This is a genomic window from Desulfobaccales bacterium, from assembly GCA_041648175.1.
Taxonomy (GTDB): Bacteria; Desulfobacterota; Desulfobaccia; order Desulfobaccales; family 0-14-0-80-60-11; genus 0-14-0-80-60-11.
Genome location: JBAZPO010000009.1, coordinates 95,999 through 122,464, shown reverse-complemented (window position 1 = coordinate 122,464; position 26,466 = coordinate 95,999). Strand labels below are relative to the sequence as shown.

25 protein-coding genes are annotated in these 26,466 nt (G+C 56.9%); 10 read left to right on the top strand and 15 right to left on the bottom strand.

Annotated features, from left to right (window positions below):
* Positions 1-55: 55 nt before the first annotated feature.
* The gene (locus WC600_10395) at positions 56-478 is read right to left on the bottom strand and encodes a hypothetical protein (protein MFA4903145.1); all 423 of its coding nucleotides are present in this window, start codon (positions 476-478) and stop codon (positions 56-58) included.
* A gap of 231 nt (positions 479-709) precedes the next feature.
* Here WC600_10395 and WC600_10390 point away from each other — a divergent pair, with 231 nt between their 5' ends.
* Positions 710-1,120, top strand: a complete 411-nt coding sequence (locus WC600_10390; GenBank protein MFA4903144.1) for a phosphoribosyl-AMP cyclohydrolase — start codon at positions 710-712, stop codon at positions 1,118-1,120.
* Positions 1,121-1,258: 138 nt separating this feature from the next.
* Here the strand turns inward: WC600_10390 and WC600_10385 are convergent, their stop codons facing one another.
* Positions 1,259-2,161, bottom strand: a complete 903-nt coding sequence (locus WC600_10385) for a tetrahydrofolate dehydrogenase/cyclohydrolase catalytic domain-containing protein (GenBank protein ID MFA4903143.1) — start codon at positions 2,159-2,161, stop codon at positions 1,259-1,261.
* Between the two features lie 222 nt (positions 2,162-2,383).
* Between WC600_10385 and WC600_10380 the strand changes: the two genes are divergently transcribed.
* The 8 genes from WC600_10380 (at position 2,384) to WC600_10345 (ending at position 12,288) form a co-directional block, all read left to right on the top strand.
* On the top strand, positions 2,384-3,616 hold the full coding sequence (locus tag WC600_10380; protein MFA4903142.1) for an aspartate kinase: 1,233 nt from the start codon (positions 2,384-2,386) through the stop codon (positions 3,614-3,616).
* 81 nt (positions 3,617-3,697) lie between these two features.
* Entirely contained in the window at positions 3,698-5,353 is a 1,656-nt protein-coding gene (gene cimA / locus WC600_10375; protein ID MFA4903141.1) for a citramalate synthase, read from the top strand.
* A gap of 179 nt (positions 5,354-5,532) precedes the next feature.
* Complete coding sequence (locus WC600_10370; GenBank protein ID MFA4903140.1) at positions 5,533-6,081, top strand: helix-hairpin-helix domain-containing protein; 549 nt, start codon at positions 5,533-5,535, stop codon at positions 6,079-6,081.
* A gap of 72 nt (positions 6,082-6,153) precedes the next feature.
* Positions 6,154-7,221: a hypothetical protein gene (locus WC600_10365; protein MFA4903139.1), complete on the top strand. Its 1,068-nt coding sequence runs from the start codon at positions 6,154-6,156 to the stop codon at positions 7,219-7,221.
* Complete coding sequence (gene ispH, locus WC600_10360) at positions 7,218-8,957, top strand: 4-hydroxy-3-methylbut-2-enyl diphosphate reductase (GenBank protein MFA4903138.1); 1,740 nt, start codon at positions 7,218-7,220, stop codon at positions 8,955-8,957. The genes WC600_10365 and ispH overlap by 4 nt, the downstream gene beginning before the upstream one ends.
* Before the next feature lie 226 nt (positions 8,958-9,183).
* Positions 9,184-10,623, top strand: coding sequence for a hypothetical protein (locus WC600_10355; protein MFA4903137.1), 1,440 nt, complete (start codon positions 9,184-9,186; stop codon positions 10,621-10,623).
* 94 nt (positions 10,624-10,717) lie between these two features.
* Positions 10,718-11,089, top strand: coding sequence for a four helix bundle protein (locus tag WC600_10350; GenBank protein MFA4903136.1), 372 nt, complete (start codon positions 10,718-10,720; stop codon positions 11,087-11,089).
* A 92-nt stretch (positions 11,090-11,181) separates the two neighbouring features.
* On the top strand, positions 11,182-12,288 hold the full coding sequence (locus tag WC600_10345; GenBank protein MFA4903135.1) for a hypothetical protein: 1,107 nt from the start codon (positions 11,182-11,184) through the stop codon (positions 12,286-12,288).
* A 145-nt stretch (positions 12,289-12,433) separates the two neighbouring features.
* Here WC600_10345 and serS read toward each other — a convergent pair whose 3' ends face one another.
* The 11 genes from serS to tsaD all read right to left on the bottom strand — a co-directional run bounded on the left by serS (position 12,434) and on the right by tsaD (position 22,833).
* Positions 12,434-13,711 carry a serine--tRNA ligase gene (gene serS, locus WC600_10340; GenBank protein MFA4903134.1) on the bottom strand — a complete coding sequence of 426 codons (1,278 nt, stop codon included), beginning with the start codon at positions 13,709-13,711 and terminating at the stop codon, positions 12,434-12,436.
* A gap of 126 nt (positions 13,712-13,837) precedes the next feature.
* Positions 13,838-14,596, bottom strand: a complete 759-nt coding sequence (locus tag WC600_10335) for a prephenate dehydrogenase/arogenate dehydrogenase family protein (protein MFA4903133.1) — start codon at positions 14,594-14,596, stop codon at positions 13,838-13,840.
* Positions 14,597-14,682: 86 nt separating this feature from the next.
* Positions 14,683-15,735: a chorismate synthase gene (gene aroC / locus WC600_10330; GenBank protein MFA4903132.1), complete on the bottom strand. Its 1,053-nt coding sequence runs from the start codon at positions 15,733-15,735 to the stop codon at positions 14,683-14,685.
* Positions 15,725-16,300: a shikimate kinase gene (locus WC600_10325; GenBank protein ID MFA4903131.1), complete on the bottom strand. Its 576-nt coding sequence runs from the start codon at positions 16,298-16,300 to the stop codon at positions 15,725-15,727. Before WC600_10325 ends, aroC begins: the two co-directional genes overlap by 11 nt.
* Positions 16,301-16,549: 249 nt before the next feature.
* The gene (locus WC600_10320) at positions 16,550-16,822 is read right to left on the bottom strand and encodes a TMEM165/GDT1 family protein (GenBank protein MFA4903130.1); all 273 of its coding nucleotides are present in this window, start codon (positions 16,820-16,822) and stop codon (positions 16,550-16,552) included.
* A gap of 77 nt (positions 16,823-16,899) precedes the next feature.
* Positions 16,900-17,742 carry an MBL fold metallo-hydrolase gene (locus tag WC600_10315; GenBank protein ID MFA4903129.1) on the bottom strand — a complete coding sequence of 281 codons (843 nt, stop codon included), beginning with the start codon at positions 17,740-17,742 and terminating at the stop codon, positions 16,900-16,902.
* Positions 17,743-17,808: 66 nt separating this feature from the next.
* Positions 17,809-18,867 (bottom strand): DUF1786 domain-containing protein, encoded by a 1,059-nt coding sequence (locus WC600_10310; GenBank protein ID MFA4903128.1) that lies wholly within the window; start codon positions 18,865-18,867, stop codon positions 17,809-17,811.
* Positions 18,860-19,642, bottom strand: a complete 783-nt coding sequence (locus WC600_10305) for a nucleoside phosphorylase (protein MFA4903127.1) — start codon at positions 19,640-19,642, stop codon at positions 18,860-18,862. Before WC600_10305 ends, WC600_10310 begins: the two co-directional genes overlap by 8 nt.
* Positions 19,643-19,663: 21 nt before the next feature.
* A complete protein-coding gene (locus tag WC600_10300) occupies positions 19,664-20,275 on the bottom strand; it encodes a DedA family protein (protein MFA4903126.1) in 612 nt (203 codons plus the stop codon).
* A 4-nt stretch (positions 20,276-20,279) separates the two neighbouring features.
* Positions 20,280-21,695, bottom strand: coding sequence for a nicotinate phosphoribosyltransferase (locus tag WC600_10295; GenBank protein ID MFA4903125.1), 1,416 nt, complete (start codon positions 21,693-21,695; stop codon positions 20,280-20,282).
* 139 nt (positions 21,696-21,834) lie between these two features.
* Positions 21,835-22,833, bottom strand: coding sequence for a tRNA (adenosine(37)-N6)-threonylcarbamoyltransferase complex transferase subunit TsaD (gene tsaD, locus WC600_10290; GenBank protein MFA4903124.1), 999 nt, complete (start codon positions 22,831-22,833; stop codon positions 21,835-21,837).
* 320 nt (positions 22,834-23,153) lie between these two features.
* Here tsaD and WC600_10285 point away from each other — a divergent pair, with 320 nt between their 5' ends.
* Positions 23,154-23,939: a carotenoid biosynthesis protein gene (locus WC600_10285; protein MFA4903123.1), complete on the top strand. Its 786-nt coding sequence runs from the start codon at positions 23,154-23,156 to the stop codon at positions 23,937-23,939.
* 98 nt (positions 23,940-24,037) lie between these two features.
* Here the strand turns inward: WC600_10285 and WC600_10280 are convergent, their stop codons facing one another.
* Positions 24,038-24,781, bottom strand: a complete 744-nt coding sequence (locus WC600_10280) for a hypothetical protein (protein ID MFA4903122.1) — start codon at positions 24,779-24,781, stop codon at positions 24,038-24,040.
* Positions 24,782-24,840: 59 nt separating this feature from the next.
* Positions 24,841-25,578 (bottom strand): hypothetical protein, encoded by a 738-nt coding sequence (locus WC600_10275; protein ID MFA4903121.1) that lies wholly within the window; start codon positions 25,576-25,578, stop codon positions 24,841-24,843.
* Positions 25,579-26,466 lie beyond the last annotated feature (888 nt).

Sequence of the window (26,466 nt, the reverse complement as noted above, 5' to 3'; positions counted from 1 at the left end):
GGACAAGACAAAAAAAGCCCCACCGGTCAAGGTGGGGCCTGACAAGGGAGTAAGGCTAGTTGGCTTCGGGGGATTCGATCCGACCTTCCAACTCGCCGATATAATTTTCCAAGAATTCCTCAATGAGATATTCCCGCCCCAGTTTTTTGTCACCACGGGGAAAAACTTCCACCGGGGCCCTGTCGCCCTTTTTGACATAGCAGCAAAGGGCCGGGATGGTCTTGCCGAAGTACTCTTTATAATCGGAACCCCGAACCTCGCCAAAAACGGGGCGCTTATCGGAAGCGGGGCCGCTGGAGGCCTTGTGATACTGCTTGAAGGGATCGGCAACGTCCGCCAGATCGATGGCCGAGGTTTCCACCCCCTTGGCTTCCAAGCTCTTCAGCAGGTTCAATACATTGGCGTTATCGCATTTATATTTATCTACGGGTTTATGCTTGGTGCTGTAATAAAACTCAATATACTCAAGTCTCGCCATCTTTTCCTCCTCCCTATTTTGGACCATTATTTGTGCGCAATTTCACTTTGCCTTACGCCTAAATACCATCTCCCCACAAAATATGTCAAGATTTTTTCTACCTTAATGTTCTTAGGGGAAATATTTAACCTGGATCGGCCCGACCCGTGCTAAAAAAGGGGAGGGGGAAAATTGATTTTTCCCTTGTGAGGGTCCGGAGCGCCTTAAGCCCGGTGAGAAAGGAGGACAGGGGTGCAGAAATTATGGTCCAGCTTGCCCCAGTGGCTGCCGCTGCCCGCCGAAACACGGCTGCCGGCGGTCATCCAGGACGCGGCGAGCGGCGGGGTGTTGATGCTGGTAGAGATGAATCAAGAGGCGCTTTCGCTTATAGCCGCCACAGGCCGGGTCCATTATTACCACCCCCACAAACGCAAGGTGGTGGCTAAAGGGGAGGCCTCAGGGCATTTTCAGGAAGTCCTGGAGGTGCGTCTGTCCTGCGGGGGCAACCAGTTGCTCCTGAAGGTGCGGCCTGCCGGCGGCGCCTGCGAACTGGGCTACGCGTCCTGCTTTTTCCGGCACCTCACCCCCGAGGGGTGGGAGATTGCGGACCCCAAAGCCTTCGACCCGGAAGAAGTCTACCCGGAGATCGCGTTTTCGCACTGAGGAAAAATAGTAGGGGCGGGTTTAAAACCCGCCCCTACATTTCCCCTATAAGGGATTTTTGGAGGGTTGGTGAGGGGTAAGGGGACTTAATAAAAACCCCTTTTAGCCCCCTCCCCAAAAACCTCACTCAATATACTCTTACAGTTTCACCAGGCCGACGGACAGTTTGGCGGCCATGACGGTGTTTTTCATGAGCATGGTGATGGTCATGGGGCCCACGCCGCCGGGGACCGGGGTGATGAAGGAGGCTTTCTGAGAGCAGGCCTCGAAATCCACGTCGCCCGCCAGGATAGCTTTGCCGGTCTTTTCGCTCTTGCCGATGCGATTGACGCCGACGTCGATGACACAGCAACCTTCTTTGATCCAATCAGCCTGAATGTACTTGGGCACGCCCGCAGCGACGATGAGGATGTCGGCCCGGCGGCAGTGTTCGATCATCTTGTCCTTGGGGGTGCCGGTGTGGACGCAGGTCACGGTGGCGTTGGCGCCGAGCCGCTTCTGGATCATAATGGCCACCATGGGTTTGCCCACGATATTGGAGCGGCCCACCACCACGACTTCTTTGCCCTTGGGGTCGCCATAAGCCCGATAGATGAGTTCCTGGCAGCCCGCGGGAGTGCAAGGCAGAAAAGCGTAGTTGCCGATGAGGATGCGGCCCACATTCACCGGGTGGAAGGCGTCAACGTCTTTATTGGGGTCGATGGCATACAGGATCTTGTTGGAGTCGATGTGCTTGGGCACGGGGAGCTGCACCAAGATGCCGTGGATCTTGGGGTCCTTGTTGTATTTCTCGATCAGAGCCAGCAAGGCGGCTTCGGTGATGTCCGGGGCCTGGTTGTCCTGGATGGAATAGAAGCCCAACTCGTGGGAGGTCTTCTGCTTGGCGGTGACGTAGCTGACGGAGCCGGGGTCTTCGCCCACCAGGATGGTGACCAGTCCCGGGGTTAAATTATGTTTGGCTTTGAGTTCCTCTACTTCTTTTTTCAACTCTTCGCGTATCTCTGCGGCCACTTCGGCCCCTTTGATCAATTTTGCAGCCATGGAACTGGCCTCCTTCACTTGTGATTTTTTTCATTAATACCATCCATTAGGCACCATCGTCAATGGAAAAATTTACCTGTTCTCTTGGCTGAAGGCGGACACGCAGGTCCGCCATTACAAAAAATATCCGCGTCCGCACAGGTTGAAAACCTGTGCCACCGGGGTTTGCTTTTTTTAATGATGAGATATAATTATTGATTTATAACTTACTGGAGTGCAAGCGTGGCTATTATTGTACAAAAATATGGCGGCACCTCGGTGGCCAACCCGGATCGCATCGCCAATGTAGCCAATCGGGTGACCAAAGGGTGGCGGGACGGCAACAAAATGGTGGTGGTGCTCTCGGCCATGGCCGGGGAAACCGACCGCCTGATTAAACTGGCCACGGAACTGGCCGAGGACCCGGACCCCCGGGAATTGGACGTGCTCTTAGCCACCGGCGAGCAAGTGACCGTGGCTCTATTTTCAATGTTTCTCAGGTCCCAGGGTGTGCCGGCCACCTCGCTGCTCAGCCATCAAGCCCGGATTTACACGGACCGCGCTTACGGCCGGGCCCGGATTATCGGCATTGACACCGCGCGTATTAAGGAAGAATTGAAGAAAAATCGCATCGTCACCGTGGCCGGCTTTCAGGGCGTGGACGAAGTGGGCAACATCACCACGTTGGGCCGGGGTGGGTCCGACACCACTGCAGTGGCCGTGGCCGCCTCCTTAAAAGCTGACCTTTGCGAAATCTATACTGACGTGGACGGGGTCTACACCACCGATCCCCGCGTCTACTCCAAAGCCCGCAAACTTGAGCGCATCTCGTATGACGAAATGCTGGAACTGGCCTCCATGGGGGCCAAGGTTCTGGAGATCCGGTCCGTGGGGTTTGCCAGGCGTTATAGCGTACCCCTGGTGGTACGCAGCAGTTTTTCCGAGGAGCCGGGCACTTTGGTGACGGAGGAGGATGAAGAGATGGAAATTGTGCCGGTATCCGGTGTGGCGCTCAGCAGAAATGACGCCCGGGTCACCATCACCCGGGTTCCCGATCGCCCCGGCGTCGCGATGCACCTGTTCCAGCCGGTGGCTAACGCCAACATCGTAGTGGATATGATCATCCAGAATACCAGCATCGAGGGCCATACCGATCTTACTTTTACCGTGCCCAAGGGTGATCTTAAAAAGACCCTGGCAATTGTCGAGCCGGTGGCCGCCGATGTCGGGGCCGAGAAGGTCTTGAGCGAAGAGAACATCGCCAAGGTCTCCATCGTGGGCGTGGGCATGAAAAACAACGCCGGGGTGGCGGCCAAGATGTTCGAAGCCATGGCTGCGGAAAACATTAACATCCTGATGATCAGCACTTCGGAGATCAAGATTTCCTGCGTCGTCGAGGATAAGTACGGCGAATTGGCGGTGCGGGTGCTCCACGACGCGTTTGGGCTGGATCAGCCGCCACCGAAGAAAAGATAGTTCAAGGTTCGAAGTTCGAAGTTATCGCTTTTGAGCCCTGACCTTGAACCTTGAACCTTGAACTTTGAAAGAGGCCCCATTATGCGCCAGGTGAAAATCTACGACACCACTCTGAGAGACGGCACCCAGGCCGAGGATTTCAATCTGTCTTTGGCCGATAAAATTCGCATCGCCCAAAAACTGGCGCAGTTGGGTATTCATTACATTGAAGGCGGCTGGCCGGGCTCCAACCCAAAGGACAAGGATTTCTTTGCCGAAATCCGCAACTACGATTTGAACGGCAGCCGCATCGCAGCATTCGGAAGCACCCACCACAAGGGTAGGCCACCGGAGAGCGATGCCAACATGCAGGAGTTGCTCATCAGCCTGGCGCCGGTGGTGACGATCTTCGGCAAGTCGTCGCTGTTCCAGGTCAAGGAAATTTTACAAACCACCCCGGAACGCAACCTGGAGCTCATCGCCGGTTCCCTGGCCTATCTGAAACCCCGGGTGGAAGAGCTCATTTACGACGCCGAGCACTTCTTCGACGCGTTTAAGGAAGACCGGGACTATGCCCTGAAGTCCCTGCAGGCGGCCCTGGACGGCGGCGCGCAGATCCTGGTGTTGTGCGACACCAACGGCGGCACCTTGACCAGCGAGTTGATCGGGATCATTAAAGTGGTGCAGGAACGCTTGCCCCAGACGGCTTTGGGCATCCACGCCCACAACGATTCGGAACTTGCGGTGGCCAACTCCATCGCCGCGGTGCAACTGGGGTGCGGCCAGGTGCAGGGGACCATCAACGGTGTGGGGGAACGCTGCGGCAATGCCAATCTGTGCTCCATCATCCCCAACCTCCAGTTGAAGATGGGGGTGGAATGCCTCGGAGCCGGCAACCTGACACGCCTTACCGAGGTCTCCCGGTTCGTTTACGAGACCGCCAACGTGCGCCCCAACCGCTATCAGCCGTACGTGGGCAAGAGCGCCTTTGCCCACAAAGGCGGCATCCACGCCGCGGCGGTGAAGCGCAACCCCAAGGCCTATGAGCACATCGATCCGACCCTGGTGGGCAATGCCCGGGTGATCCCGGTCTCCGACCTGTCGGGCCGGGGCAACATTTTAATGAAGGCCCAAGAGTTGGGGTTGGATTTAGGGAGCCACGATGCCGCGGTACGTCTGGCCATGGATAAGCTGAAGCAGTTGCTAGGTCTGGAATTGCAGGGGCTGGAACTGCCACCCTTCGACAGCAACATCAAGACCATCCTGGACAAGGTCAAAGAACTGGAGTCCCAGGGTTTTCAGTTCGAAGACGCCGAGGCTTCCCTGGAATTGCTCCTCAGGGCCGCGTTGGGCCAGCATAAGGAATATTTTCAGCTTCAATCCTACCGGGTCATCGATGAGAAGGGGAAAGGCTTGGAGCCCCCGGTGCCCGAAGCCACCCTGCGGGTGCGGGTGGGGATGCACGAAGTGCACACCGCGGCGTTCGGCAACGGTCCGGTGGACGCGCTCTATAATGCGGTGCTCAAGGCCTTGGTGCGGTTTTATCCCCGGCTGACGGAAGTCATCCTGGAAGACTACAAGGTTAGGGTGTTGCCGGGGATGCGGGGCACCGGGGCCATGGTGCGGGTCCTGATCATCTCCCGGGACGGGCATGCCTGGTGGAACACCGTGGGAGTGGCTTCTGACATCATCGACGCCTCCTGGCAGGCGTTGGTGGATTCCATCAACTATAAACTCTTCCGGGATGAACATAAATAATTTAGGGGGAAAAGGGGAAGAGGGAAAAAGGCGAAAAGGAAGATGCCCGCCACTTTGGCTGTTCCTCTTCCCTTTTCCGAGCCCAACCACGAGGAAAACTAACGAGTGATGCAGTCGGATTCTTTTTTCCCCCTTTTCGCCTTTTCGCCTTTTTCCCTTTTGCCCCCTTCATGAAGCCCTTGCCTTATTTCAGCCGGTCTCAACTGGGCGTCATCCTTCTTCTAGGAGCCGCCCTGCTTTTGGTTTACGCCTGGCGGGCACACTGGCTGTTCTCCCCCTCCCCTCCCCCGCCCGGAATCATGAATCTGGCCTTTGTGGAAGTTACCGGCCCGGTGGAGCATCCCGGGGTCTACTTCTTCCCTGCCCCGCCTAGCCTGGGAGACGTCTGGCAACGGGCTGGGGCGGCCGGAACCGCGCCGGATAAGGATAAGAAAATCGCCAGTGGCAGCCGGGTGGAAGTAGGGCCGTCTGGTGGCTATCGCCTGACGGTTATGCCGGGGACACAACTGTTGACCCTGGGATTGCCCATTGACCTCAACCGGGCCAGCGCCGAGGACCTGGAGGCAGTGCCAGGCATCGGCCCAGCCTTGGCGCGCCGGATTGTGGAGTATAGGAATACCCATGGTCCTTTCAAGCAGGTCGATGAATTGCACGAAAAGGTTTTGGGGATCGGTCAGAAGAAGGCAGAAATTTTAAAACGTCATGTTATTATTGGGAAAATTAATTAATCTAACGCTTCTGCCGGAGTCCCGGTTAATTTGTTATAATAGTTAAATTAACTCGGGAAGAAAAGGTGCCGGATGAAACGCATCTTCCATCTCATGTTCACCGGATTAAAATGGGTCATCGCCGTTGTGATTGCGGTCGAAATCTTTAGTTTTTTGATCATCATGGGGAGCAACTATCTGATCTATGGACAGGTCCGGGATTGCGATCCCGTCCGTTATGATCCCTATACCCTGTTCGTGAGTGAGGGGGCGCCGCGGCCCACCGCCAATAATCCTCCGGCCCCGGACCGTCAAAAATCCCGGCTCATCTGGTTATTCGGCGGTTCCACCATGAAAGGGGCCACCGATGACGACGCCAAGACCATTCCCAGCTTCCTGGCCCGGGACCTTAATCAGGTCGAACCGCGCTTGCCGGCCTATCTTATCAATTTTGGGGAGCCCAGCTTCAACTCGCTCATGGAGGCCAAGTACCTGGAAAAGGCCATGATTGAGCAGCCGACGCTTCCGGATCTTATCATCTTTTATGACGGCGCCAATGATTGCACTTACTTTGCCCAAAGCCGCACACCTTACGCTCATCTGGGCTATCGCCGCTTGAAAGGTCTCATCGAATCGTACCACCACAGTTATTTCGGCTTTCTCAAACCCTTCTATGCCGCCATGTATGCCTCCTTTACCTACGAACTCTACGATAAAATCCGGCAAGGGGTTATCCCCCTGAAGGACGACGACCCTCAACTCCTGAAGTTTGTGGATTCGGTGGAAAAACGCTATGATTATGTAAACCAAGTGACCCAGGGGGTCGGGGCCAAGTTCCTGTTGTTCTGGCAGCCCTTCTGGTGGGTGGAGACCGACCAGGTCTCGCCCGCGGTCAATCAAAAGGAAGAGGTGAGTTTGCCCAAGCACCTGGCCTTGCGCCACAACTTTGAGATTATCGACCGGGCCTTGGCTGACCGGCTGAAAAACAAACCTTACTTTATCGACTTCAGAAACGTGTTGTGCGCAAGGACGCAGCCGGTTTATCAAGATGACGGCGTTCATTTGCAGGATGCCGGCCGGGAAATGGTAGCGGGCCAGATGGCTCGCTATCTTAAGGCGCCGGGTTCGCACACCGCCGGAGTGGGAGGAAGTCCTCGTTGAAGGTAGTCCTGGCCGAAACCGCCGGGTTTTGCATCGGCGTCAAGCGGGCCTTGGAACTGGTCCTCAAGGCCATCAATGAAAAACAGACCAAGATCTACACCTATGGGCCGTTGATCCACAACCCCCAGGTCTTGGAACTCTTGCGGGAGCGGGGGATTTCGATCCTTGAACCCGGAGAAGCCGTGCCACCGGGACTGGTGGTGATCCGGGCTCACGGCATTCCCCCCCAGGAACGGCACCTGCTGGAGATGGGCGGTGGCCAGATCATCGACGCCACTTGCCCCCGGGTGGCCAAGGTGCAGGCCATCATCCGGCGCTGGGCCGCCAAGGGCTCCGCCACTCTGATCGTGGGGGATGCCGATCATCCGGAGGTCCGGGGTTTGCTGGGCTATACCGAGGGGCGGGGCTACGTGGTCTCCACCTCCCAGGATGTGGCGGACCTTCCGGACCTGTCTGAATTGATCGTGGTGGCCCAAACCACCCAGAGCAAGTGCCAGTTCGAGGCCCGGGTCCAGGAAATTACCGGCCGGTTTTCCCGGGTCCAGATTTATAACACCATCTGTGATGCCACTGCCTCCCGCCAGGCCGAGGTCCAGGAGCTGGCCCAGCAGGCGGAAGCCCTGGTGGTGGTGGGAGGGCGCAACAGCGGCAATACCCAAAGACTGGTGGAGATCTCCCAGGGGACCGGGATTCCTACTTACCATGTGGAGACCGAACAGGAACTGGACCTGGTGGAGATGAGCCGGTATCAAGCGGTAGCGGTGACCGCCGGCGCTTCCACGCCCCACTGGCTCATCGGCAATGTGGTGAACACCTTGAAACATGCCTGGGCCTTTCGCCCCGGCTCCTGGACCAACTATCTGTACCGGGCCTGGCGCTTTTTCCTTAAATCCAATATTTATGTGGCCACCGGCGCCGGTTCCCTCAGTTACGTCTCGTCCTTGCTTCAGCAAGTGGAACCTCAGTTTATCTATTTTTTCGTGGCCTTTTTCTATGTCTATTCCATGCACCTGCTCAACCATTTTACCGACAAGGCCTCAAAGCTCAACGACCCGGTACAGACCATGTTTTATGGCCGCCACCGGCGCTTTCTGTTGGTTACCGGCATGGCTTCAGCGTTCATGGCCTTAATCTTGGGAGCTTATTTGGGTCTGGTGCCTTTTGCCTTTATCCTGGTGATGAGCGCCATCGGCTTGCTCTATAATTTCAAGATCATCCCGGACCGCATCGCCCGGGTCACGCTCATCACCACCCTTAAAGAAATCCCCGGCTCCAAGACCATGTTCACCGCGGTGGCCTGGGGCGTCCTGGCGGCGCTGATCCCGGTAGTCTGCTCCGACCAGCCCATCTCCGGCGCCACCGCCATCGCCTTTTTCTTCGTGGCGGGGATGATCTTCATCCGCTCCGGCATCTTCGAGATCATGGCCATCGAGGGGGACCGGGTGGTAGGCAAGGAAACCATGGCCATCGCTTTAGGCAAGGAGCGCACCTTCACGCTGCTCTTTGTGAGTGCCATGGTCTTTATCGCCGTGGTGCTGGGGGCCGCCTGGCGCGGGGTCATCCCCTCCCTGGGTTACTCCCTGAGTCTGTGCGGGTTTTATATGCTGGCTTATCTCGTCCTCTACCACCGCGACCACCTGGAATCCAGCCTGATGCTCGAATCCCTGATTGAAGGCAATATGATCCTGGCGGGAATTCTTGCCTTCATCTGGGACCCCTATAACGTGATTTTCTAAGCCTGGCCCTCCCAAAATCACCTATCGTCACCCCTGGCTGAGGCTCCCTTAGGGGGTGCATTTTTTTGCAATTTTTTATTGACAAAAGTCGCAGCCCAATTTAATATGGCCGTGGATAAAACCGATAGGCGGAAGGAGGTGGGCGAGAAATCAACAATTACTGTTAGTTAGGTGAAAACGGAAAGGAGAATGTGGTTAGCACTTTCCTAAATTAAAGGGGGGAACAATGAAAAAGATTTTGGCTTTTGCTGTAGTTTTGGCCCTGCTGCTGCCCGCAGCCGCATTTGCGGCAGCGGAATTCACTTTGGGCGGTTTCATCAAGTTGGATACGTTCTGGTCTTCCGTCCAGAACGGCAAGAACGCCAACACGCCCATCGCTCGTAACAACGACCTTAACGGGCACCATGGCCGGTTGAAATTCACCGCCCAGGGCTCCCGGTTTAACCTGACCATCAAGGGACCTGACCTCTGGGGCGCCAAGACCTCCGGTTTCATTGAAATGGACTTTGATGCGAATGAAAACCCGGGTTTAGGCGGTGCTTTAAGCGCATCCAACAACTATACCCCGCGGCTCCGCCATGCCATGTTCCGGTTTAACTGGCCCACCACTGAATTGCTGTTCGGCCAGTACTTTTCCATGTTCTGCGAATTCTACAATGAATCCGTCCAGGACGGTCCGTTGCAGGGCTTCGGCATGCCCACTGCCCGTCTGGCCCAGATCCGGGTGAGCCAGAAGTTCGGTGACGGCTTCACCATTGCCGCCTTGGTTGGTGAACCAACTGGCGTGAATGGCGTTAATGGTCTTAACTATACCCTACCGAATAACGGTGAGAACTCCGAAACCCCTCAGGTCCAGGCAAAACTCATGTATCAGAAGGACCTCTGGGGCAAGGCCGCCTATTACGGCGCTCCCATGCCCTTCACGGCCCGGGTCATCGGTGGCTGGCAGCGGAATGTCTACCGTAGTAATGCGACTTTAGTGAACACCGCCGTCAACACCTTTGGTCAAAACCAATATAATGCGACTACCGTCTCTTTTGGGAACCATCAGTACCTGGACCCCTGGATGTTGATGGCTAACGTGTTCCTGCCCGTCATCCCCACCCACTCCGCCAACCTGGCGGGGACCGCTTCTTTAAGTGTCCAGGGTTTTATCGGCCAGGGCCTGGGAGCGTTTGGGAACAACGCTGTCGGGGTTAATGATGTGTATGGCGCCTATGAAGCGACTTCTGTAGCCCCTGGCGTGGTCAATATTCACGCTTTTAATGAGAAACTCTACCAGCAGTTTGGCGGCTACGTTCAGGCTCAATATTACTTCACCAACCACTGGTTCACCAACGTGACCTATGGTATGCAAAAGCAATTCGGCGTATCTCAGAGCACGTATAATCAGCTGGCACGGTTTGCGACACCAGCCGGCAGCAACGCTGGTGGCTATGGGTGGGCCGGGGCTGATAACCCGAATTCCCAGCAGGAAGTTGACGTCACTCTGTGGTATCGTCCCATCCAGGCCTTCAAGTTTGGCTTGCAGTATACCTGGCAGCGGACTCAATGGATGCAGATTCTATCCGGTGGTGCGACACCAACTACTACGTCTAATGGCACCAACGCCACTAACGTGGGTACCGCCTCTCGGGTAGAGTTCGTCGGGTTCTTCTACTTCTAAACTCTTAAGCGGTTGACTTCCAAAAGCCCACGGGGTAATATCCCTGTGGGCTTTTTAATTCGTTTTTGGTTTTTCGTTTTTGGTGTTGGTGATAATGGCTGAAGCAAGAAAATCAAGGTCATATAAGGATCTGGAGGATTGGCAATTATCACTCGAACTCGCGAAGGACATTTATCGGGTAACAGCCGATTTCCCTCCTTCAGAGAAGTTTGGGCTGGTCCAACAAATAAGAAGAGCCGCAGTATCTATTCCATCCAATATAGCCGAAGGTCAGTTCAGGAATTCCTCCAAAGAATTCAGACAATTTTTGTCAGTTGCCTTGGGATCGTCAGCCGAATTAGAGACCCAATTGATAATTGCACGGGAAATAGAATACTTATCTACTGAAGGGACTGCTGTGCTTCTGATTACTCTGGAAAGATTAATGAAAATGCTCAAAAAATTGTCTCTCAGCTTGAAAACCTGATTCATGCGATACGAAAAACCAAAAACGACAAACGGGGTTCCAGCATGTCAAGAAGCTTACTGAAGTCATTGAGAATGGGTTTATTGTTGCTTATGTCAGTCGCTCTGTTGGCGGTGGGCTGCTCCACGGTGAAAAAATGGACCGGGTATGACTCCGGCGATGATACGGATGCAGAGATGGCCCCCCCTGAGTCTCAACAAGAGACCGTTATCATTGATGGCAAACCCTTTATACGCAGTAAAAACCCCTATTGGATGAGCGTCGCCGACTCGCCCGAATATCTCTATGTGCAAAAAGGGGAGCAGTTCGTGGGGGCCCAGCAGCACCTGATCAACTCCCTGGTCAAGGCCGTCGGCTTACAGCAGGAAAAGGCCGCGGGTAAGGGGATTCCCCCGGATAAGCTCCAGGAAATGGTCCGGTCTGAAGTGGACCGCATCCTCCGGGAGCAGGGGTTGGGAGGCTTTGTTTCCCAGGCCAAAGGAAGAGGCGATACGGCCGTGGTGGGCCGGGCCGTGGCGGTCATTCCCGACCTGGATACACCTAGCAACTTAGACGGCTTGAACCGAACTTTGGGCATGGCCCTGGGTGATGCCTTGGGGCGGACCAAAGACCTTAGAGTGAGCAGCCCGGTTCAGGTCGACGAGGCCCTGCGTAAGGCCGGAGTAGCCGATAAAAAGACTATTACCACCAAAATCAAGGACTTAGGGGATGTCCTGGGGGTTCAGGGTATTGTCCTTACTGGACTGGTTCCCCCGCAGAGTGGGTCTCAGGGGGCGCTGGTCATGCAAGTTTATGACACCTTCACCGGTGTCCAGGAAGATGCCATTGTGGCTTCTGCGCCCGCGAGCGGGCTGACCCCCGAAAACGTTACCAAGTTCGCCCAGAATAATACTCTACGGGTATCCGGAGACCTCGTCAAGATTGCCTGGTTTGGCCGGGTGGAGTTCGTCAAAGAAGGCAAGGTCTACCTGAACCTGGGACAAAACTCGGGCCTTAAGGTGGGTGACCGCCTGAAGGTTGTGCAACCGGGCAAAGAGGTGGTGAACCCCACGACGCATAAAGTCCTGGGTTACACGGCCGATGTCCCTCAAGGGGAGATCAAGGTGACGGAACTTCTGGGCAACAGCGGTGCGGTGGCCCAGCCTCTGAGCGGGGGGCCCTTCAATGCCAACGATAAGGTGAAGGCCGCGGCCAAATAAAGAAGGTTTTCAGTTTTCGGTTTTCAGTAGCAAAGGAAACAGACAATTACCTTCGTTCCCAAGCTTCGCTTGGGAACGATTTTTATTGCCTAAGCTGCGCTTGGGCACGACTATTAATGATTTTTTCGAAAAACGGCACACTTCCCTACCCGATCTTCTCTGTTCCCCCCATATACGGTCTGAGGTTCTCCGGGATCACCACGCTGCCGTCGGCCTGCTGGTAGTTCTCCAGGATAGCCACCATGGTGCGGCCCACCGCCAGGCCGGAGCCATTCAGCGTGTGCACCAGTTCCGTGCCCTTGGACCCGGCGCGGCGGAAGCGGATGCCAGCCCGCCGGGCCTGATAATTTTCAAAATTGCTGCAGGATGAAATCTCCCGGTAGAGGTCCTGTCCCGGCAGCCAGACTTCGATGTCGTAGGTCTTGGCCGCGGCAAAACCCATATCGCCGGTACACAGCAGCACTACCCGGTAGTGCAGGCCCAACTCCTGCAAGACCTCTTCCGCATCGGCAAGCAGGCGCTCCAGCTCGTCGTAGGAATTCTCCGGTAAAGTAAACTTCACCAACTCCACCTTGTTGAACTGATGCTGGCGAATCAAGCCCCGGACGTCCTTGCCGTAAGAACCCGCCTCGGAGCGGAAACAGGGGGTGTAGGCCGTATAATATAAGGGCAGGTCCTCCCCCTTAAGTATTTCATCCCGGTGGATATTGGTGACCGGCACCTCCGCGGTGGGCACCAGGTAGTAAGGCAGCCCTTCCAGCTTGAAGAGATCCTCTTGAAACTTGGGAAGCTGCCCGGTGGCTCGCAGGGAATCTGCATTGGCAATAAATGGTGGCAGCACTTCCAGATAGCCGTGCTTCTTGGTGTGCAAATCCAGCATGAAGTTGATCAGGGCCCGTTCCAGCCTCGCCCCGGCTCCCTTCAGGAGAGCAAAGCGAGCCCCGGTGATCTTGGCGGCCCGTTCGAAATCCAGGATGCCCAGGTTCTCACCGATGTCCCAGTGGGCTTGAGGAGTAAAGTCGAACTCCGGGGCCTGCCCCCAGGTTTTTACCACCGGATTATCCTCGGCGGAAGCCCCCAGGGGAACCGACGCGTGGGGAAGGTTGGGCAGGTTGAGGAGGAATTCCCGCACCCAGGCATCCTGGGCGTCCGCCTGGGCCTCCAGGTCTTTACTTTCCTCATTGATGGCGGTGACCCGGTTTCGCAGAGGCTGGGCCTCGTCGCGCTTGCCGGCCTTCATCAAGTCCCCCACCTCTTTGGACAGGGTGTTGCGTTCATGGCGCAATTCTTCCACCCGGGTGAGCAACTGGCGGCGCTCCGTCTCCCGCCAGCGGTATTCATCCAGGGAGATCTCCTGGCCCCGGTTTTTCAAGGCCTGTTCCACTTCTTCCAGATGTTCTCGTACAAATTTGATATCTAGCATGAGTAGGTTCCCGTTACGAAAAACTCCCGAGTAAATGGAGGACAGCCTCGGATGTTCTCAAAGGCTGATTTTTAATTTATTGATAATCCTTATTCTTTTAACTGAAACTGAAAACCTGAAACCGTATTATTTAATCTCCTCAATCAGACGCACCAGCCCGTCGGCGTCCTGGCGTTGAATGAAGTAGAGAATATCGGCCACCGCCCCCTCCAGGGCCCGCAATACTATCCGGTTGGCAGGATTCTGTAACTGGATGCAGGCGTACAGTTTGGCGTCCTGGCTCAACAGGCGGCGGGCCAGATTGTGCAGGGTGGCAAAAGTAGGGGTGGAAAATTCCTCCAGGTCTTCCGGGGAAACGCCCAACTCCTGAATGACTGAACCGAAAGAGATGAGCAGGAAATGCGCCAACCCCTGCACCACAGCCATGAGGCGGTCATGTTCGGCCGCGCTGGTGACCTTCACCCGGGCACCGGCCTCGGTCAACAGGTCCTTCAGCCACAGGAACCAGCGCTCTCCCCGGCCCTGGCACAGGACCACGGTCCGCCCTTTGATGCTTTCTTCTCCGGGGCCGAAAAGGGGATGGGTGCCCACCACCTCTCCGGTGAACGCCGACAACATGGCCGCCATGGGCCTCTGCTTCACGGAGGTCAGGTCCATCAGGGCCGCGTCCGGCTTGAGAAACGGGGCCACTTCCCCGGCCAATTCGGTCACTTTGGGAATGGGCACCGAAAGGATCACCACATCGGCCAAGGCCGCGACCTCTGGCGCCGTCTGCGGAGTGTCGACGTCCGCCACCAGGACCTCAATGTCATGGCTTACAAAGAAGCGCTTAAACCAGCGGCCCATCTGGCCGTTCCCGCCAATGATGGCTATGGTTGGTTTCATAGTAGTTATGGGCACTTAAAATTGCCTTTCGAAAATCCGATTTTTTTGCTGAAACCTGAACCCTGGAACCTGGAACCTGACAGCTTTCATCTGATGGCCCTCTGACGCAGGAGAAAGTCCGCCAGGGTGAGGCGCACCATGGCGGCAATGACCGGGACGATGCGGGGAATGGCGCTGATGTCGTGTCTGCCCTTTACTGAAAGGGTGCGCGGCTGACCCGTCAAATCGATGGTTTGCTGCTCCCGGGCGATAGAAGGAATCGGTTTTACCGCGGCGGTCAGCACAAGATCATCGCCGTTGGAGATACCCGCCAGGATACCTCCGGCCCGATTGGAGGCGAACCCCCCCGGGATCAGGGGATCATTGTTTTCTGAGCCTAGCATCCGGGCGGCGGCAAATCCTGCGCCGATTTCCACGCCTTTCACCGCACCCACGGACATCACCGCCTGGGCTAAGGCCGCGTCTAGTTTATCAAAAACCGGCTCCCCCAATCCTGGTGGGCAGCCTTTGACGCGCACCTGGACCACCCCGCCCAGGGAGTCGCCCTGGGCCCTGACTTCGGAAACCCGGGTCTCCATGGCCGCAACGGCCTCGGGGTCGGGGCAGGCGTAAGGGTTATCCCAGATGCGGCCCTCGTCCACGCTTTGAGCCCGCACCCCTCCCAACTCCAGGGTATAGGCCAGTACCTGGATGCCTTCTTGGTCCAAGAGCTTTTGGGCTACTGCGCCCGCGGCCACCCGGGCTGCGGTTTCCCTGGCCGAAGCCCGGCCCCCGCCCCGATGGTCCCTTATGCCGTACTTGGCCTGATAGGTAAAATCGCCGTGGCCGGGACGAAAGAGGCGCCGCAGTTCGTCATAATCCTGACTTTTAACATCCCGATTATAAATGATCAAGCTGATGGGAGTGCCGGTGGTCAGGCCCTCGAATACTCCAGACAGAATCTCAACTTTATCGGGCTCCCGACGGCTGGTGGCATGGGCCTGCACTCCGGGGCGCCGTCGGGCCAGTTCCGCTTCGATATCTCCGACGCTTAAGGACAAACGGGGCGGACAGCCGTCAATGACGGCTCCTAAGGCCGGACCATGGGATTCACCCCAGGTGGTCACTCGAAACAGACGTCCAAAGGTATTACCTGCCAAGGTTTCCGGCCTCCTTCAATTTTACGGCCGCCAGCACCGCGTCCACTACCTGGGCCACATCCCGGTGCGTCGTGTCCACCGTAATCTGTGCCGCGGCCTGATAGAGGGGATAACGCTGCTCCAGCACCGCCGCTACTTCCCGGATAGTGTCACCCCCGGTAAGACTGGGGCGATTGGGGTCCCGGGGCAGATCTATCGTCAGGCGAGCCTGGATGGTCTCCGGGTCCGCGGTTAGCCAGATGATGATGCCATTTTCCCGCAGGGCCGAGATATTGTCCGGGTCCAACACCACACCGCCCCCGGTAGCCAGCACCTGCCCCTGGGTACGCCGGAAGCTGGCTGCCAGCTCTTTTTCCCGCCGCCGGAACTCGGCCCAGCCGCCTTTGGCCACGATGTCTACAATGGACTCACCGGCCTCCTGAACCAGCACCTGATCCAGGTCCACAAAAGGACGGCCCAGGACCCGGGCCAGCCGTGCGCCCACGGCAGTCTTGCCGGTGGCCCGATAGCCGATGAGGACCAGGTTGGGTTGACGCAACTCCTGATGCTTATTCAAACTCGCCATGAAGTGATCGCAAAAAAAGGTTAATAAAGGCAATCAGTTAGCTTAGTCTACTAAATTTCGCTCAGGAAATAAAGGGGCTGAAGGCTGAAAACCTGCGAGAACCGCGGAAACCAGGTCTTGAATCAGGCGGCTTTAATGAGGATTATATTCATTGCCAAAAAGTTTTTCTTATTAGCCCTTCACCCTACCCTCTCCCACAAGGGGAGAGGGGAATAAAAGGAAAAAACTTTTTGGCTATCGCTATATCTGTTACCATTTTCCCAACAGAATTAATCCCCCGATAACAATGAAGCTCGCTCCGGCGATTTTTTTCAGCAGGCCCTCGGGCAGCCATTGGGACGCAAGGCCACCGAGGGCTACCCCCAACAGCGTAACCAGGCATAAGGCCGCGCTGGCTCCCAGGAAGACCGACAAGGGCAGGCGGGTCTCTGCGGACATGGTAAGAGCCGCCAGTTGGGTTTTGTCCCCCATTTCCGCCAAAAAAATCGTCCCAAAAGTAACCCAGAAGACTTTCCAATCCATATAGACATCCTTTCTCAAAAGTCTGCCAGTCCTGGCAGTAAGGTATGGGGATCTTACTGAGAGTCCAGAACCCGTTCTTAAGGCAGCCGGTAACAAGCCCCTTCCCGGGCAGCGTCGATAACATGCAGTCCGTTATGTTTGGCCGACATTTCCCGGGACAGGGCCACGATCTCTTTGACCTCCGCATCGCTGCGGCAGGGATCGTGATGTGTGAGTATCAGGTTGTGCACCTCCGCCTCGTGAGCCAGGGCCACCACCTCCTCAAAGGTGGAGTGTCCCCACCCCCGCCGCCCCGCAATTTCCGACGGTAAGTACTGAGCATCGTGGATCAACAGGTCGCATCCCTGGCAAAATTCGACAAATTCCGGGATGCGCTTGCCCCGGGCCGCGCCCAACTCGTTATCGGTAATAAAGACCATGGTATGCCGACCTTCCCGAAAGCGAAACCCCAACCCCCCTTGGGGATGGTTGAGGCGCATGGCGTCAATGAGCACCCCATCTAAATCCAGAGGGTCGTGGGCCAGGGTATTGAGATAATCGATCCTGGCCTTGAGATGGTCGAAAGCCACCGGAAAAAAGCCGTCCCCCATGTGACTGTCGAAGACCCGGGTCATGGCCTGGAAGGCGGGAGGCCAGCCGTCGACGATAACCTTGGTGGATTCGTGGTAGATGGGCTCGAAAAACGGAATACCCAGCAGGTGATCCCAGTGACCATGGGTGAGAAGCAGGTGAAACTGGCTAGAAATCTTGTTCTCGATCATATGCTGGCCCAGGAGCCTGAGGCCGGTGCCGCCGTCGATCACAACTCGTTGCCCGTTGTTCAGGACCACTTCAACACAGGTAGTATTTCCGCCGAACTCCAGGGTTTGGACACCGGGAGCCGGGATTGAACCCCTGGTGCCCCAGAATTTAATCTCCATATGGTCCGTCTCCTGCTGAGCGAGTCGTGAGAAAAGGATTCTCACATCCCCTTAATGGCGTCCCTGTTAATTATCTGTCAGATCCGCCGGATAGCCTTCCTGTTCCAAATAAGCCGCCACCAGGCCGAAACAGCCGGACAGCATCATGTCGCCGAACGGCGCGGCCATGACCCCAGGCCAACCTTGGGCCAGGCGCCGGCGGGGGCCGGTGATAACGGTGAAAGCATATTCGCCTTTGGGGTTAAAATTCGGAACATAGGCGCAGCCATGCCCCTGGCCCTCAAAAATTTCAGCGTTGCCCAGTTCGCCCTGTTGAAACCTTTCCAGATGAGAAAAGAATTTCTCCGGACTTAAAAGCCCGGTGTGATGTTCGTAAATCCCGCACATATGCCCCCCCCGGACCAAAGCCGCAAAGGTGTGGGCATTGCCCGCATTGACCACCGTGAGCCCGCTATCCAGGTGTTCTGCCGCTTGGGGGTCCAGGAGCGCCCCCCGGACGCCTGCGGCGCAGGTATCCATCAGCAAGGCTCCGGGCAGGGTTGCGGCTACGGCCGCCATCCGGGTAAAGTGGCTGGGGGGCTGGCGGTAGGCCAAGTCCGCCAGTCTGCCTCCCTGAGCCAGAAAGTCTTCCCAGCACTGGAAGCGGAAGCGCCGGTTGCTGCCCTGAGGATAAAAGCCGTGGTCCTGCACCGCCACCGCAAAGTGGTCAGGGAAAGGGACCTCAAAGGCCGCCAGAACCTGGCGCAGGGCCTCCACATCAACATCGCCCAGGCTCAGGGTAACGGTCTCGGGAGGCGGGGTCTCGGTGATGATTACGCCCCAATCCTCCGGGACCTCCAAGCGGTCGCTGAAGGTGAAAGCCGCCTGGGGCGTAGCATACACCGGCAGGCCGTGGCCCATATGGTTGCGCACCGCCTGCGTCACCGCGCCGCCGCCCATGACCCGGCCAGTCAGAAAAATGGGCAGCGCCTGCGCGGTGAGGCGTCGTATCCGCCGGCCCAGGACCTGGGTAGGGGACGGCAGGACCAGTTTGACGCCGTTTTCCACGGTCTGGCCCGGCTGCCAAATAAAGATATCCTGGGTGCCGCCGCCTACGTCAATGGCCAGGACAGAGCCGTTAAGCATGGCTTCCGTCCCATTGGGCCGCCGCGGCCAACACCAGGCGGGCAGCTTGATCCCGCGCCCGGCGAAACCGCTCCGAACGGTAGCCCGGGTTCCAGTGCAGGGTGGCCAATTCATCGGAAACCACCAAGAGACCGGCCACCGGCACCCGCCGGAACCGGCCTAGGGTGAACAAGGCGGCCATTTCCATATCCACCCCCAGGACCCCTTGGGCCTGGTAGTGCTGCACCAGTTCCACCGTCTCCCGGTAAAAGCCGTCGGTGGACCAGACCGTGCCCTCCTGGCAACTGGCGTCCGTTGTTTCCAAAAGGTTTTGCAAGATCCGGGCCAGACCCGGGTCAGGGTCCGGGGGTTGGCCGTCCAGGGGATAGTGCCGGGAAGTGCCTTCGGTACTCACCGTGGTGGTGGGGAGCACCAGATCGCCGATGGCCAGATGAGGCTGGAGGGAACCGCACCAACCCAAAGCCAGGACCATACGGGCTCCCAGGGCGATTAGTTTTTCCAGCACCATGACCGCATAGGGCGCCCCCAGGGCCGGGGCCATGAGGGTGATGGTCCGGTTTTCCCAGTGGCCTTCCCGCACCGCGCAATTGTAAATATAACGAGGCGGCTCTTTAGGTTGCGTGAGGCGGCAGAGATACCGGTAGTCCGGCAGAGTGAACGTCAGGATGACCCGATCCGTTACCGGCGGGTCCCATGGTTCCCGAGTCGGGTTGATGATGGCCTCAGAAGGCAGGCTGCTCCGACGCTCCTGAGGCTTGGGTGCATCAACCCTCACAGCCACCCCCAATCCCACTGCTTATGCGGGGTTCCGGGCATTTTTGAGCTTCCAACACAAGTAAACTACCACGGCGAGGAGGGCTGCGACCACAAAATAGTCCAGAATATGGGTATACCGCTGAATAACCATCCAATTTTCTCTGAGTCGCATTCCCAGGAAGGTAAGAAATCCGTTCCATAGGGTGGCGCCGGCAAAGGTAAAGAGAATAAACGGGATCAGCGGCATACGAGCCAGGCCCGCAGGAATGGAGATGAGATGGCGCACTACCGGGATAAACCGGGAGATGAAAATCGTCTTACCACCATGCCGGAAGAAGAATAACTCGGTCCATTCCAGGTGATGTTTATTGAGCAACAGGTAGCGGCCGTATCGTAATACTACGGGCTCTCCCAAGGTTCCCATACCGTAGGACAAAAGTGACCCCGCAATGGACCCCAGGCTGCTGGCCACCATCACCCATACGGGATCGAACTGACCTGTGACGATCAGAAAGCCGGCAAAGGGCATGATCAGTTCGCTGGGAATGGGGAAAATCATGGACTCCAGGGCCATAAGTATGAAGATGCCGCCGTATCCTAAGTAATGGATGAGCAGCGTATTATAGTGGACAAGAAATTCGGTCAATCCCATGAGGTTAACTCTCTCCCAATTCCCGGTGCCGGATGTCCTGTTCTACCCGGGATTGCAGCTTCTTAAGCCCAACGCTCAGACTCACCGGGTAACGGGCCGGGTCCTGGAGGGTCTTGTAGGTTTCGGGCAACTTAGCAAACTGGGCCTGGAAATAGTCCCGGCTTGCGGAAAGCGTCGGCAACTTCCCGGTAATTCGGCCGCCCGCCATCACCGGCTCAAGCAGTGGGCTGCCTTCCGAAACCGCTTCATCCTTGAGGGCGATGACGTCCCTCTGCATGGCGCCCTGAGCGTTATAAGTGCGCCAAACCTGCTTTTTGTCCACTAAGGTCACCTTGCCGCTGGACAGCTTCATCACCGGCCGATCGGCGTAGCGTACCAGTTTATAGGCGATATCGAAATACGGGGCGTCTGCCGAGACCCCCATCTTGGTGCCCACGGCAAAGGCGTCAATTTTGGCCCCGTCGGCCAGCAGCCCGGCGATTTTGTGCTCATCAAAGCCGCCGCTGGCCAGGATGCGGACATAACCCAGGCCGTTATCATCCAGGATGCGGCGCACGTCCTTACTGATGGCCGCCATATCGCCGCTATCCAGGCGCACAAACCCAAGGCGCTGGCCTTTGGCCTCCAGCTCCTTGGCCACGGTTACGGCGTGCTGCGCCCCGGATATATTGTCATAAGTGTCGATCAACAGGGTGGGGCCGACCGGAAAGTTCCGGACGAACGCCCGGAACGCCTCTATTTCGCTATTAAAACTGGTAATGTAGGAATGGGCCATGGTCCCGAAAATGGGCAGGCCGTAGAGCTTTCCCGCCAAAACGTTGCTTGTGCCACCAAATCCCGCCAGGTAGCTGGCCCGGGCCACCTTGAGACCCGCGTCGCTGCCCTGGGTCCGCCTCAGAGAAAAGTCCACCAGCGGCCGGCCCGCAGCTGCGTGCATAACCCGGGAGGCCTTGGTGGCGATCATGGTTTGGAGGTTGACGGCGTTGATAATAAATGTCTCCGCCAATTGCGCCTCGATGATGGGGGCGCTTACCTCCAGGATAGGTTCATCAATGAAAAAAATACTGCCTTCGGGCAGCGCCCGGACCGAACCTGTGAAACGCACATCTTTCAGGTAATCCAGGAAGCGGGTCTGAAAAAGGCCGGTGGAGGCGAGATAAGCCAGGTCTGCGGCCGTAACCCGCAGGGTTTCCAGGTAATTTAAGGCTTCGGCCAGCCCCGCAGCCACAAAGTACCCCCGCTGGGCCGGATATTTGCGGATGAAAAGGCTGAAGGTGGCCTCGCCCTGCATATCCTGGTCGAAATAGCAGGCCGCCATGGTCAACTGGTAGAGGTCCGTCAGCAGGGCGAGGCGTTCACCCAAAGGTTGTTGGTCCACATTCTCCTCAGTGAGCACATATGGCGCGCCGGCGCGAGCCATGTCCATGCCCCGATGAGCAAATTTTTAATAGTTTATTATAATAACTCGGTGGTTTCTATCTTTTTGGTTAATTTTTCAGGATAGCGGAACAGGGCTGAGTCTGGTCAAGGCGATATGACAATGGCAGGCATCGGGATTGTCAACCCCGGGAAAAGACGTCGCCATCCAGGTTCAGACGCTCCCCGGCCACCAGCCGCCGGTAGCCTAAAGCCGCCACCATGGCGGCGTTGTCGGTGCAGAGCGCCAGAGGCGGCAGACACAACTCGAAGCCATCCGTCCGGGCCTGGGTCGTCAGCGCCCGGCGCAGTTGGCCGTTGGCGGCCACCCCGCCGCAGACCACCAGGCGGGTGCAGCCCATCTCGATCAAAGCCAGCCCGGCCCGGCTCGTGAGGCTCTCCACCGCCGCCGCCTGAAAGCTGGCCGCCAGATCACGGCGGGACGTTTCATCCCCGAGAATTTCCGGGTGCAACTTCAGTTGGTGAGCCACCGCGGTCTTAAGCCCTGAAAATGAGAAGGTGAGAGGTTCTTCCCGGATGCGGGGCCGGGGCAGGTTGAAGGCCTTGGGGTTGCCGGATGCGGCCAGGGCTTCGATTCTGACCCCGCCCGGGTAACCCAACTCCATGAGTTTGGCCACCTTGTCAAAGGCCTCGCCCGCGGCATCATCCCGACTCCTGCCCAACAGGGTCATCGCGGTAAAGCCGTCTACCCGGTAGAGGTTGGTGTGGCCACCGGAGACCACCAGGGCCACGAACGGGAACGCGGGCGGGGTCTCCGTCAAGAACGCCGCCATTATGTGGGCCTGTAAATGGTTGACACCCACGAGGGGCTTATTTAAGGTGAAGGCCAAGGCCTTGGCCGCGGCCATGCCGATGATCAGGGCGCCGATGAGGCCGGGCCTCTGGGTCACGGCCAGGCCGTCCAGGTCGTTTAAGGTAATCTTGGCCTGATCCAGAGCCGCCTGGATCACCGGCAGGATGTTTTCCAGATGCCGCCGGGCCGCGATTTCCGGCACCACCCCGCCGTAAGCGGCGTGGGACTCGAACTGGGTGGCCACCACCGACGACATGACTACGCGCCCGTCCGCCACCACCGCCGCGGCGGTCTCATCGCAAGAAGTTTCGATGCCTAAGACTAGCATGGAGAAATCTCTCTAAAGAAAAGCTCCAAAATCCAACGCAACCGAAACAATTGTTTCTGACAGGCCCTTCTCGATATCAAATTGTTTCGAAATTGCAGCAAATTGAGAGTTTTCGATTGCATGGTCTCTCCGATTTGCTATCTATTATAATCAATTGTAGCAAATTAGCTGGAGCTTAAGGCGATAATCTCACTATAATTTATGACATTCAGGCAGGGAACCGGGGTGAGGCTTTAGGGAAATGTCCCGCCTTGCAAGCCGCCCTGGTGGCTGAGGTCGCCGGTCGCTTCGGCCCTCGCACCTGAAAAGGAACAAGAAACATGCTTGATGGCCTGGGGCTTTTGGCGGGAACCATCTGGTTGCGGCCTTACGTGTTTATCTTTTTAGGGGCTTATCTGGTGATCGCCACCTGGCATTTGGGCGCGGGCCGGGCCCTGTCTTTTGTGGTTTTGGGATATGTCATCTCCTGGATGGCGGAATTTTCCTCCATTCATAGCGGGTTTCCTTTTGGCGAGTACCTATACATCCCCGCCACACGGGACCAGGAATTGTGGGTGGCCGGGGTGCCCTTCATGGATTCCCTGTCCTACGTCTTTTTGGCCTATGCGAGCTTCGCCCTGGCCCTGGTGGCGTTGACGCCGGGGGGCTGGAAAGGGCGCGGTTTTTTCCTGAAGGGGGAAGCCGCCATGCAGGGGTCCTGGCGCGTCTTGATCCTCGGGGCGGTGTTGATGGTCACCCTGGATATCGTCATCGATCCCCTGGCGCTCAGGGGGTACCGCTGGTTTTTGGGGCAAATTTACGGCTATCCCGAGGGCGGGACCTATTTCGGGATCACGTTGACCAACTTCGGCGGCTGGTTCCTGGTGGCCCTGGTGCTCATCCGGGTCTTGCAGCTGGTGATTACCCGGGTGCCGTCAGCCCCTTATTGGGATTGGGGCAGGTTAAGCTTTCCTTCCCAGGCGCTCCTGGGTCCCGCCTTCTACCTGGGTATCCTGGGCTTTAACCTGGCCATGACCTTTATCATCGGCGAGACCTGCTTGGGCTGGGTGGGGTTCTTTATTTATGTTCCCTTCCTGACGTGGCTGGTGCTCAAAATTGCTCCTTAGTATCACAATTGCGTTTTAGGGGTGGTGCCCAAGCAGAGCTTGGGCGGAGAGTTGCGTTCCCAAGCTGGAGCTTGGGAATGAGGGCATAAAAACGAATTTCAGTGTTCAGTGAAAAGAAGGTGAGGCCAGAGGATCATCAAGGCTTCGGAAAGAGCTTGGGCGGCGCGGCGGCTGGCGCGCCAGAGTCTCAAGAGGTCTTGTACGCGGCGGAAATCCTGGGCCAGCCACTTGAGGGCTTCCCGGACGCCGACGGTCGCGTCCGGGTCTCCGGCATGACGGAGAAATTCCGGAATCTCCTCCCCGGCCGTATCGGTAATCGCCCTGAGGCTTAGAAACGGCAGGTTATGCGCGGCGGCGAGTTCGGCCAGGACGCCGGTTTCCAGATCCAAAACCGGGTGCGGCAAAGCGGTTAAGGGCTCTCCCTGGTCTTTTTTATGGATGATGCGGGTGGTGGTAACCAGGCTGGCGCTGACGGTGGTGAGTCCCGCGGTCTTCAAGGCCTGACGCAGCTGTATAAGGGGTCGCGGGGCAGGTGGCCGGGCTCCGGCGGTAAGTTTTCGGATGTCAGGGTTATAGTGCCAGAAGGTTTCTCCCAGGACCACATTTCCGGTAGCCAACCCCGGGACCAAAGCACCGCCGAACCCCATCGAGACCAGAAGCTCGGGCCGGCAGAGGCTGATCAGGGTCTCGGCGGCCCGGCGCGCTGCGGCGGGTCCCATCCCGGACAGGGCCACCACGGCCGCTTCAGGCTCCCAATCCCAGGCCGGCAATCCCAGATCCCGGCGGGGCCTGGCCCGGACCCGGCGCAAAAAAGGCCGCACTTCTTGGGGCAGTGCAGCCATAATAAGGGTCCGGCAGGTCCGGGAGGTAGAGCTGCCCCCCCAGTCCGGAGAGGTTGAGATCATTCGGGTTTGGGCAACGACAGGTGGTCCGGGTTGGGTGGTTCCGGAGAATATAATTCCGGGGGATTGGTAGCCTTGCCCACCTGCTTGGGTCCCCGCCACCGCCGTCCCTTCACCAGGAGATTCCCATTTCTCGCCAGGACAGTGCGGTCATCCAAGATAATGAGCCCGTGCTTGTCGCCTATATCAGAGTAATACTGATATTTCATATGCTTATGGTTAAGGCGGTATTTGAAGAAGAGAAAGAACATCAGGTAGATGACCACAATCACACCCAATCCGGCCAGCACATAGCTTAGGAAGCGGAAGGTGTTATAGCCCAAGGAACCCAGCCAGGCCATGATGTGGTTCATGTTGTAGAGGGCGAAGATGGTCACCAGCAGCAGGAATAAAATGCTCAGGTAGGGCAGGCGCTTGATCTGGCCGATCAGCGCGTCCATCTGGTTAGCAGGGTCTTCACCACTTTCCGCCTTGACTTCTGCTTCGCCTCCCAGGAAGTAATTGAATCCGGTGATGATCACTCCCATGAGGAAGGTGAAGACAATGGGGAAGGCAAAGGCCACAAAGACGTATTCCCGCCAGGGAAAGGCGGACTGCACCCGGTGGTACTTATCATCCGAGGCCCACAGGACCACCACGATAAAAATAATGATTTCGAGGATGCCCACGAGCTTGAGATAGTCGAAGAAGAGTTTCTTGCGGTCAGCCTTGGTAAAGTAATTGGCAAGCTTGGACATACTGACGCCCTTAAAAACAGTTTTCAGTTTTCGGCAAAAAAACTTGATTCAATATCCGTGCATTCAGAGTGCATATGCTCCTACATGTTACAAAATAACAATTCAGAGGGTCCCGGTCAATCCTTTTCTGGACGCAGGGCCGGGTGAAGCGGCTATGCGAGGTTGTCATACAAAGTTGCTCTCATAGAAGGAAAAATAGCTTCGGTTTTATAGAAACGCACCTGCAGGTGCGACCATCTGAGGGCGGGCACATTGGACCGCCCTTACAAAAAACTAAAATTCATAGATGACAGCATGTGGTAAAAACATGTCCTATTCCGGGCAATATTGAGCGCTTTTTTGCCGTTTTTTAGTGTTTTAAGCGCGTTTTAGGGCAACTAGCACCCTTGTGAAAACCCTTTTTTGCCCCTTTTTGTGCCATGTACCGGATAATCCCGAAACAATTAGCCGCAACATATGGAACTTGATACGCTTTCTGCCGCTGTACTTCGCCTGGGGGCCATCATGGACCGCTTACTTCCAGTTCGCAACCGCCCGTGTGCCGCTGCCAGGGGACTTTGTGCCGTCATCGGCGCGCTTGGTTTTGGCCAGTTTCCCAGGAAAGCCACCAAAGCGGCACAAGGCTCTGTTACCCGGTAATTTAATCTGAGCAGGGGGATCAGATAACGCTTTTTCCATGTCAGGATTTCTTTCAGTGCCAGAGGTTTTTCATAATCAGGCGTTTAGCAGATACGCAATGAGGTGGCGAAGCAGAGCTTCGCCGGAAATTTACATTCCCAGGGCTTGCGCTTGGGAACGAGAAAAAATAGACGTCTTGCATATGCCGGGACAGGCTAAAGTCTGCGACTACCAAAATTAACCAAAGGGACCGTTTGCATGATGACTTCA

Bases quoted from the DNA above. Each gene is read 5' to 3' on its own strand.
- WC600_10395 (MFA4903145.1), bottom strand. From the start codon at position 478: ATGGCGAGACTTGAGTATATTGAGTTTTATTACAGCACCAAGCATAAA.
- WC600_10385 (MFA4903143.1), bottom strand. From the start codon at position 2,161: ATGGCTGCAAAATTGATCAAAGGGGCCGAAGTGGCCGCAGAGATACGC.
- cimA (MFA4903141.1), top strand. From the start codon at position 3,698: ATGCGCCAGGTGAAAATCTACGACACCACTCTGAGAGACGGCACCCAG.
- WC600_10365 (MFA4903139.1), top strand. From the start codon at position 6,154: ATGAAACGCATCTTCCATCTCATGTTCACCGGATTAAAATGGGTCATC.
- WC600_10355 (MFA4903137.1), top strand. From the start codon at position 9,184: ATGAAAAAGATTTTGGCTTTTGCTGTAGTTTTGGCCCTGCTGCTGCCC.
- WC600_10350 (MFA4903136.1), top strand. From the start codon at position 10,718: ATGGCTGAAGCAAGAAAATCAAGGTCATATAAGGATCTGGAGGATTGG.
- WC600_10345 (MFA4903135.1), top strand. From the start codon at position 11,182: ATGTCAGTCGCTCTGTTGGCGGTGGGCTGCTCCACGGTGAAAAAATGG.
- serS (MFA4903134.1), bottom strand. From the start codon at position 13,711: ATGCTAGATATCAAATTTGTACGAGAACATCTGGAAGAAGTGGAACAG.
- WC600_10335 (MFA4903133.1), bottom strand. From the start codon at position 14,596: ATGAAACCAACCATAGCCATCATTGGCGGGAACGGCCAGATGGGCCGC.
- WC600_10325 (MFA4903131.1), bottom strand. From the start codon at position 16,300: ATGGCGAGTTTGAATAAGCATCAGGAGTTGCGTCAACCCAACCTGGTC.
- WC600_10320 (MFA4903130.1), bottom strand. From the start codon at position 16,822: ATGGATTGGAAAGTCTTCTGGGTTACTTTTGGGACGATTTTTTTGGCG.
- WC600_10315 (MFA4903129.1), bottom strand. From the start codon at position 17,742: ATGGAGATTAAATTCTGGGGCACCAGGGGTTCAATCCCGGCTCCCGGT.
- WC600_10310 (MFA4903128.1), bottom strand. From the start codon at position 18,867: ATGCTTAACGGCTCTGTCCTGGCCATTGACGTAGGCGGCGGCACCCAG.
- WC600_10300 (MFA4903126.1), bottom strand. From the start codon at position 20,275: ATGGGATTGACCGAATTTCTTGTCCACTATAATACGCTGCTCATCCAT.
- WC600_10295 (MFA4903125.1), bottom strand. From the start codon at position 21,695: ATGGCTCGCGCCGGCGCGCCATATGTGCTCACTGAGGAGAATGTGGAC.
- tsaD (MFA4903124.1), bottom strand. From the start codon at position 22,833: ATGCTAGTCTTAGGCATCGAAACTTCTTGCGATGAGACCGCCGCGGCG.
- WC600_10285 (MFA4903123.1), top strand. From the start codon at position 23,154: ATGCTTGATGGCCTGGGGCTTTTGGCGGGAACCATCTGGTTGCGGCCT.
- WC600_10280 (MFA4903122.1), bottom strand. From the start codon at position 24,781: ATGGCTGCACTGCCCCAAGAAGTGCGGCCTTTTTTGCGCCGGGTCCGG.
- WC600_10275 (MFA4903121.1), bottom strand. From the start codon at position 25,578: ATGTCCAAGCTTGCCAATTACTTTACCAAGGCTGACCGCAAGAAACTC.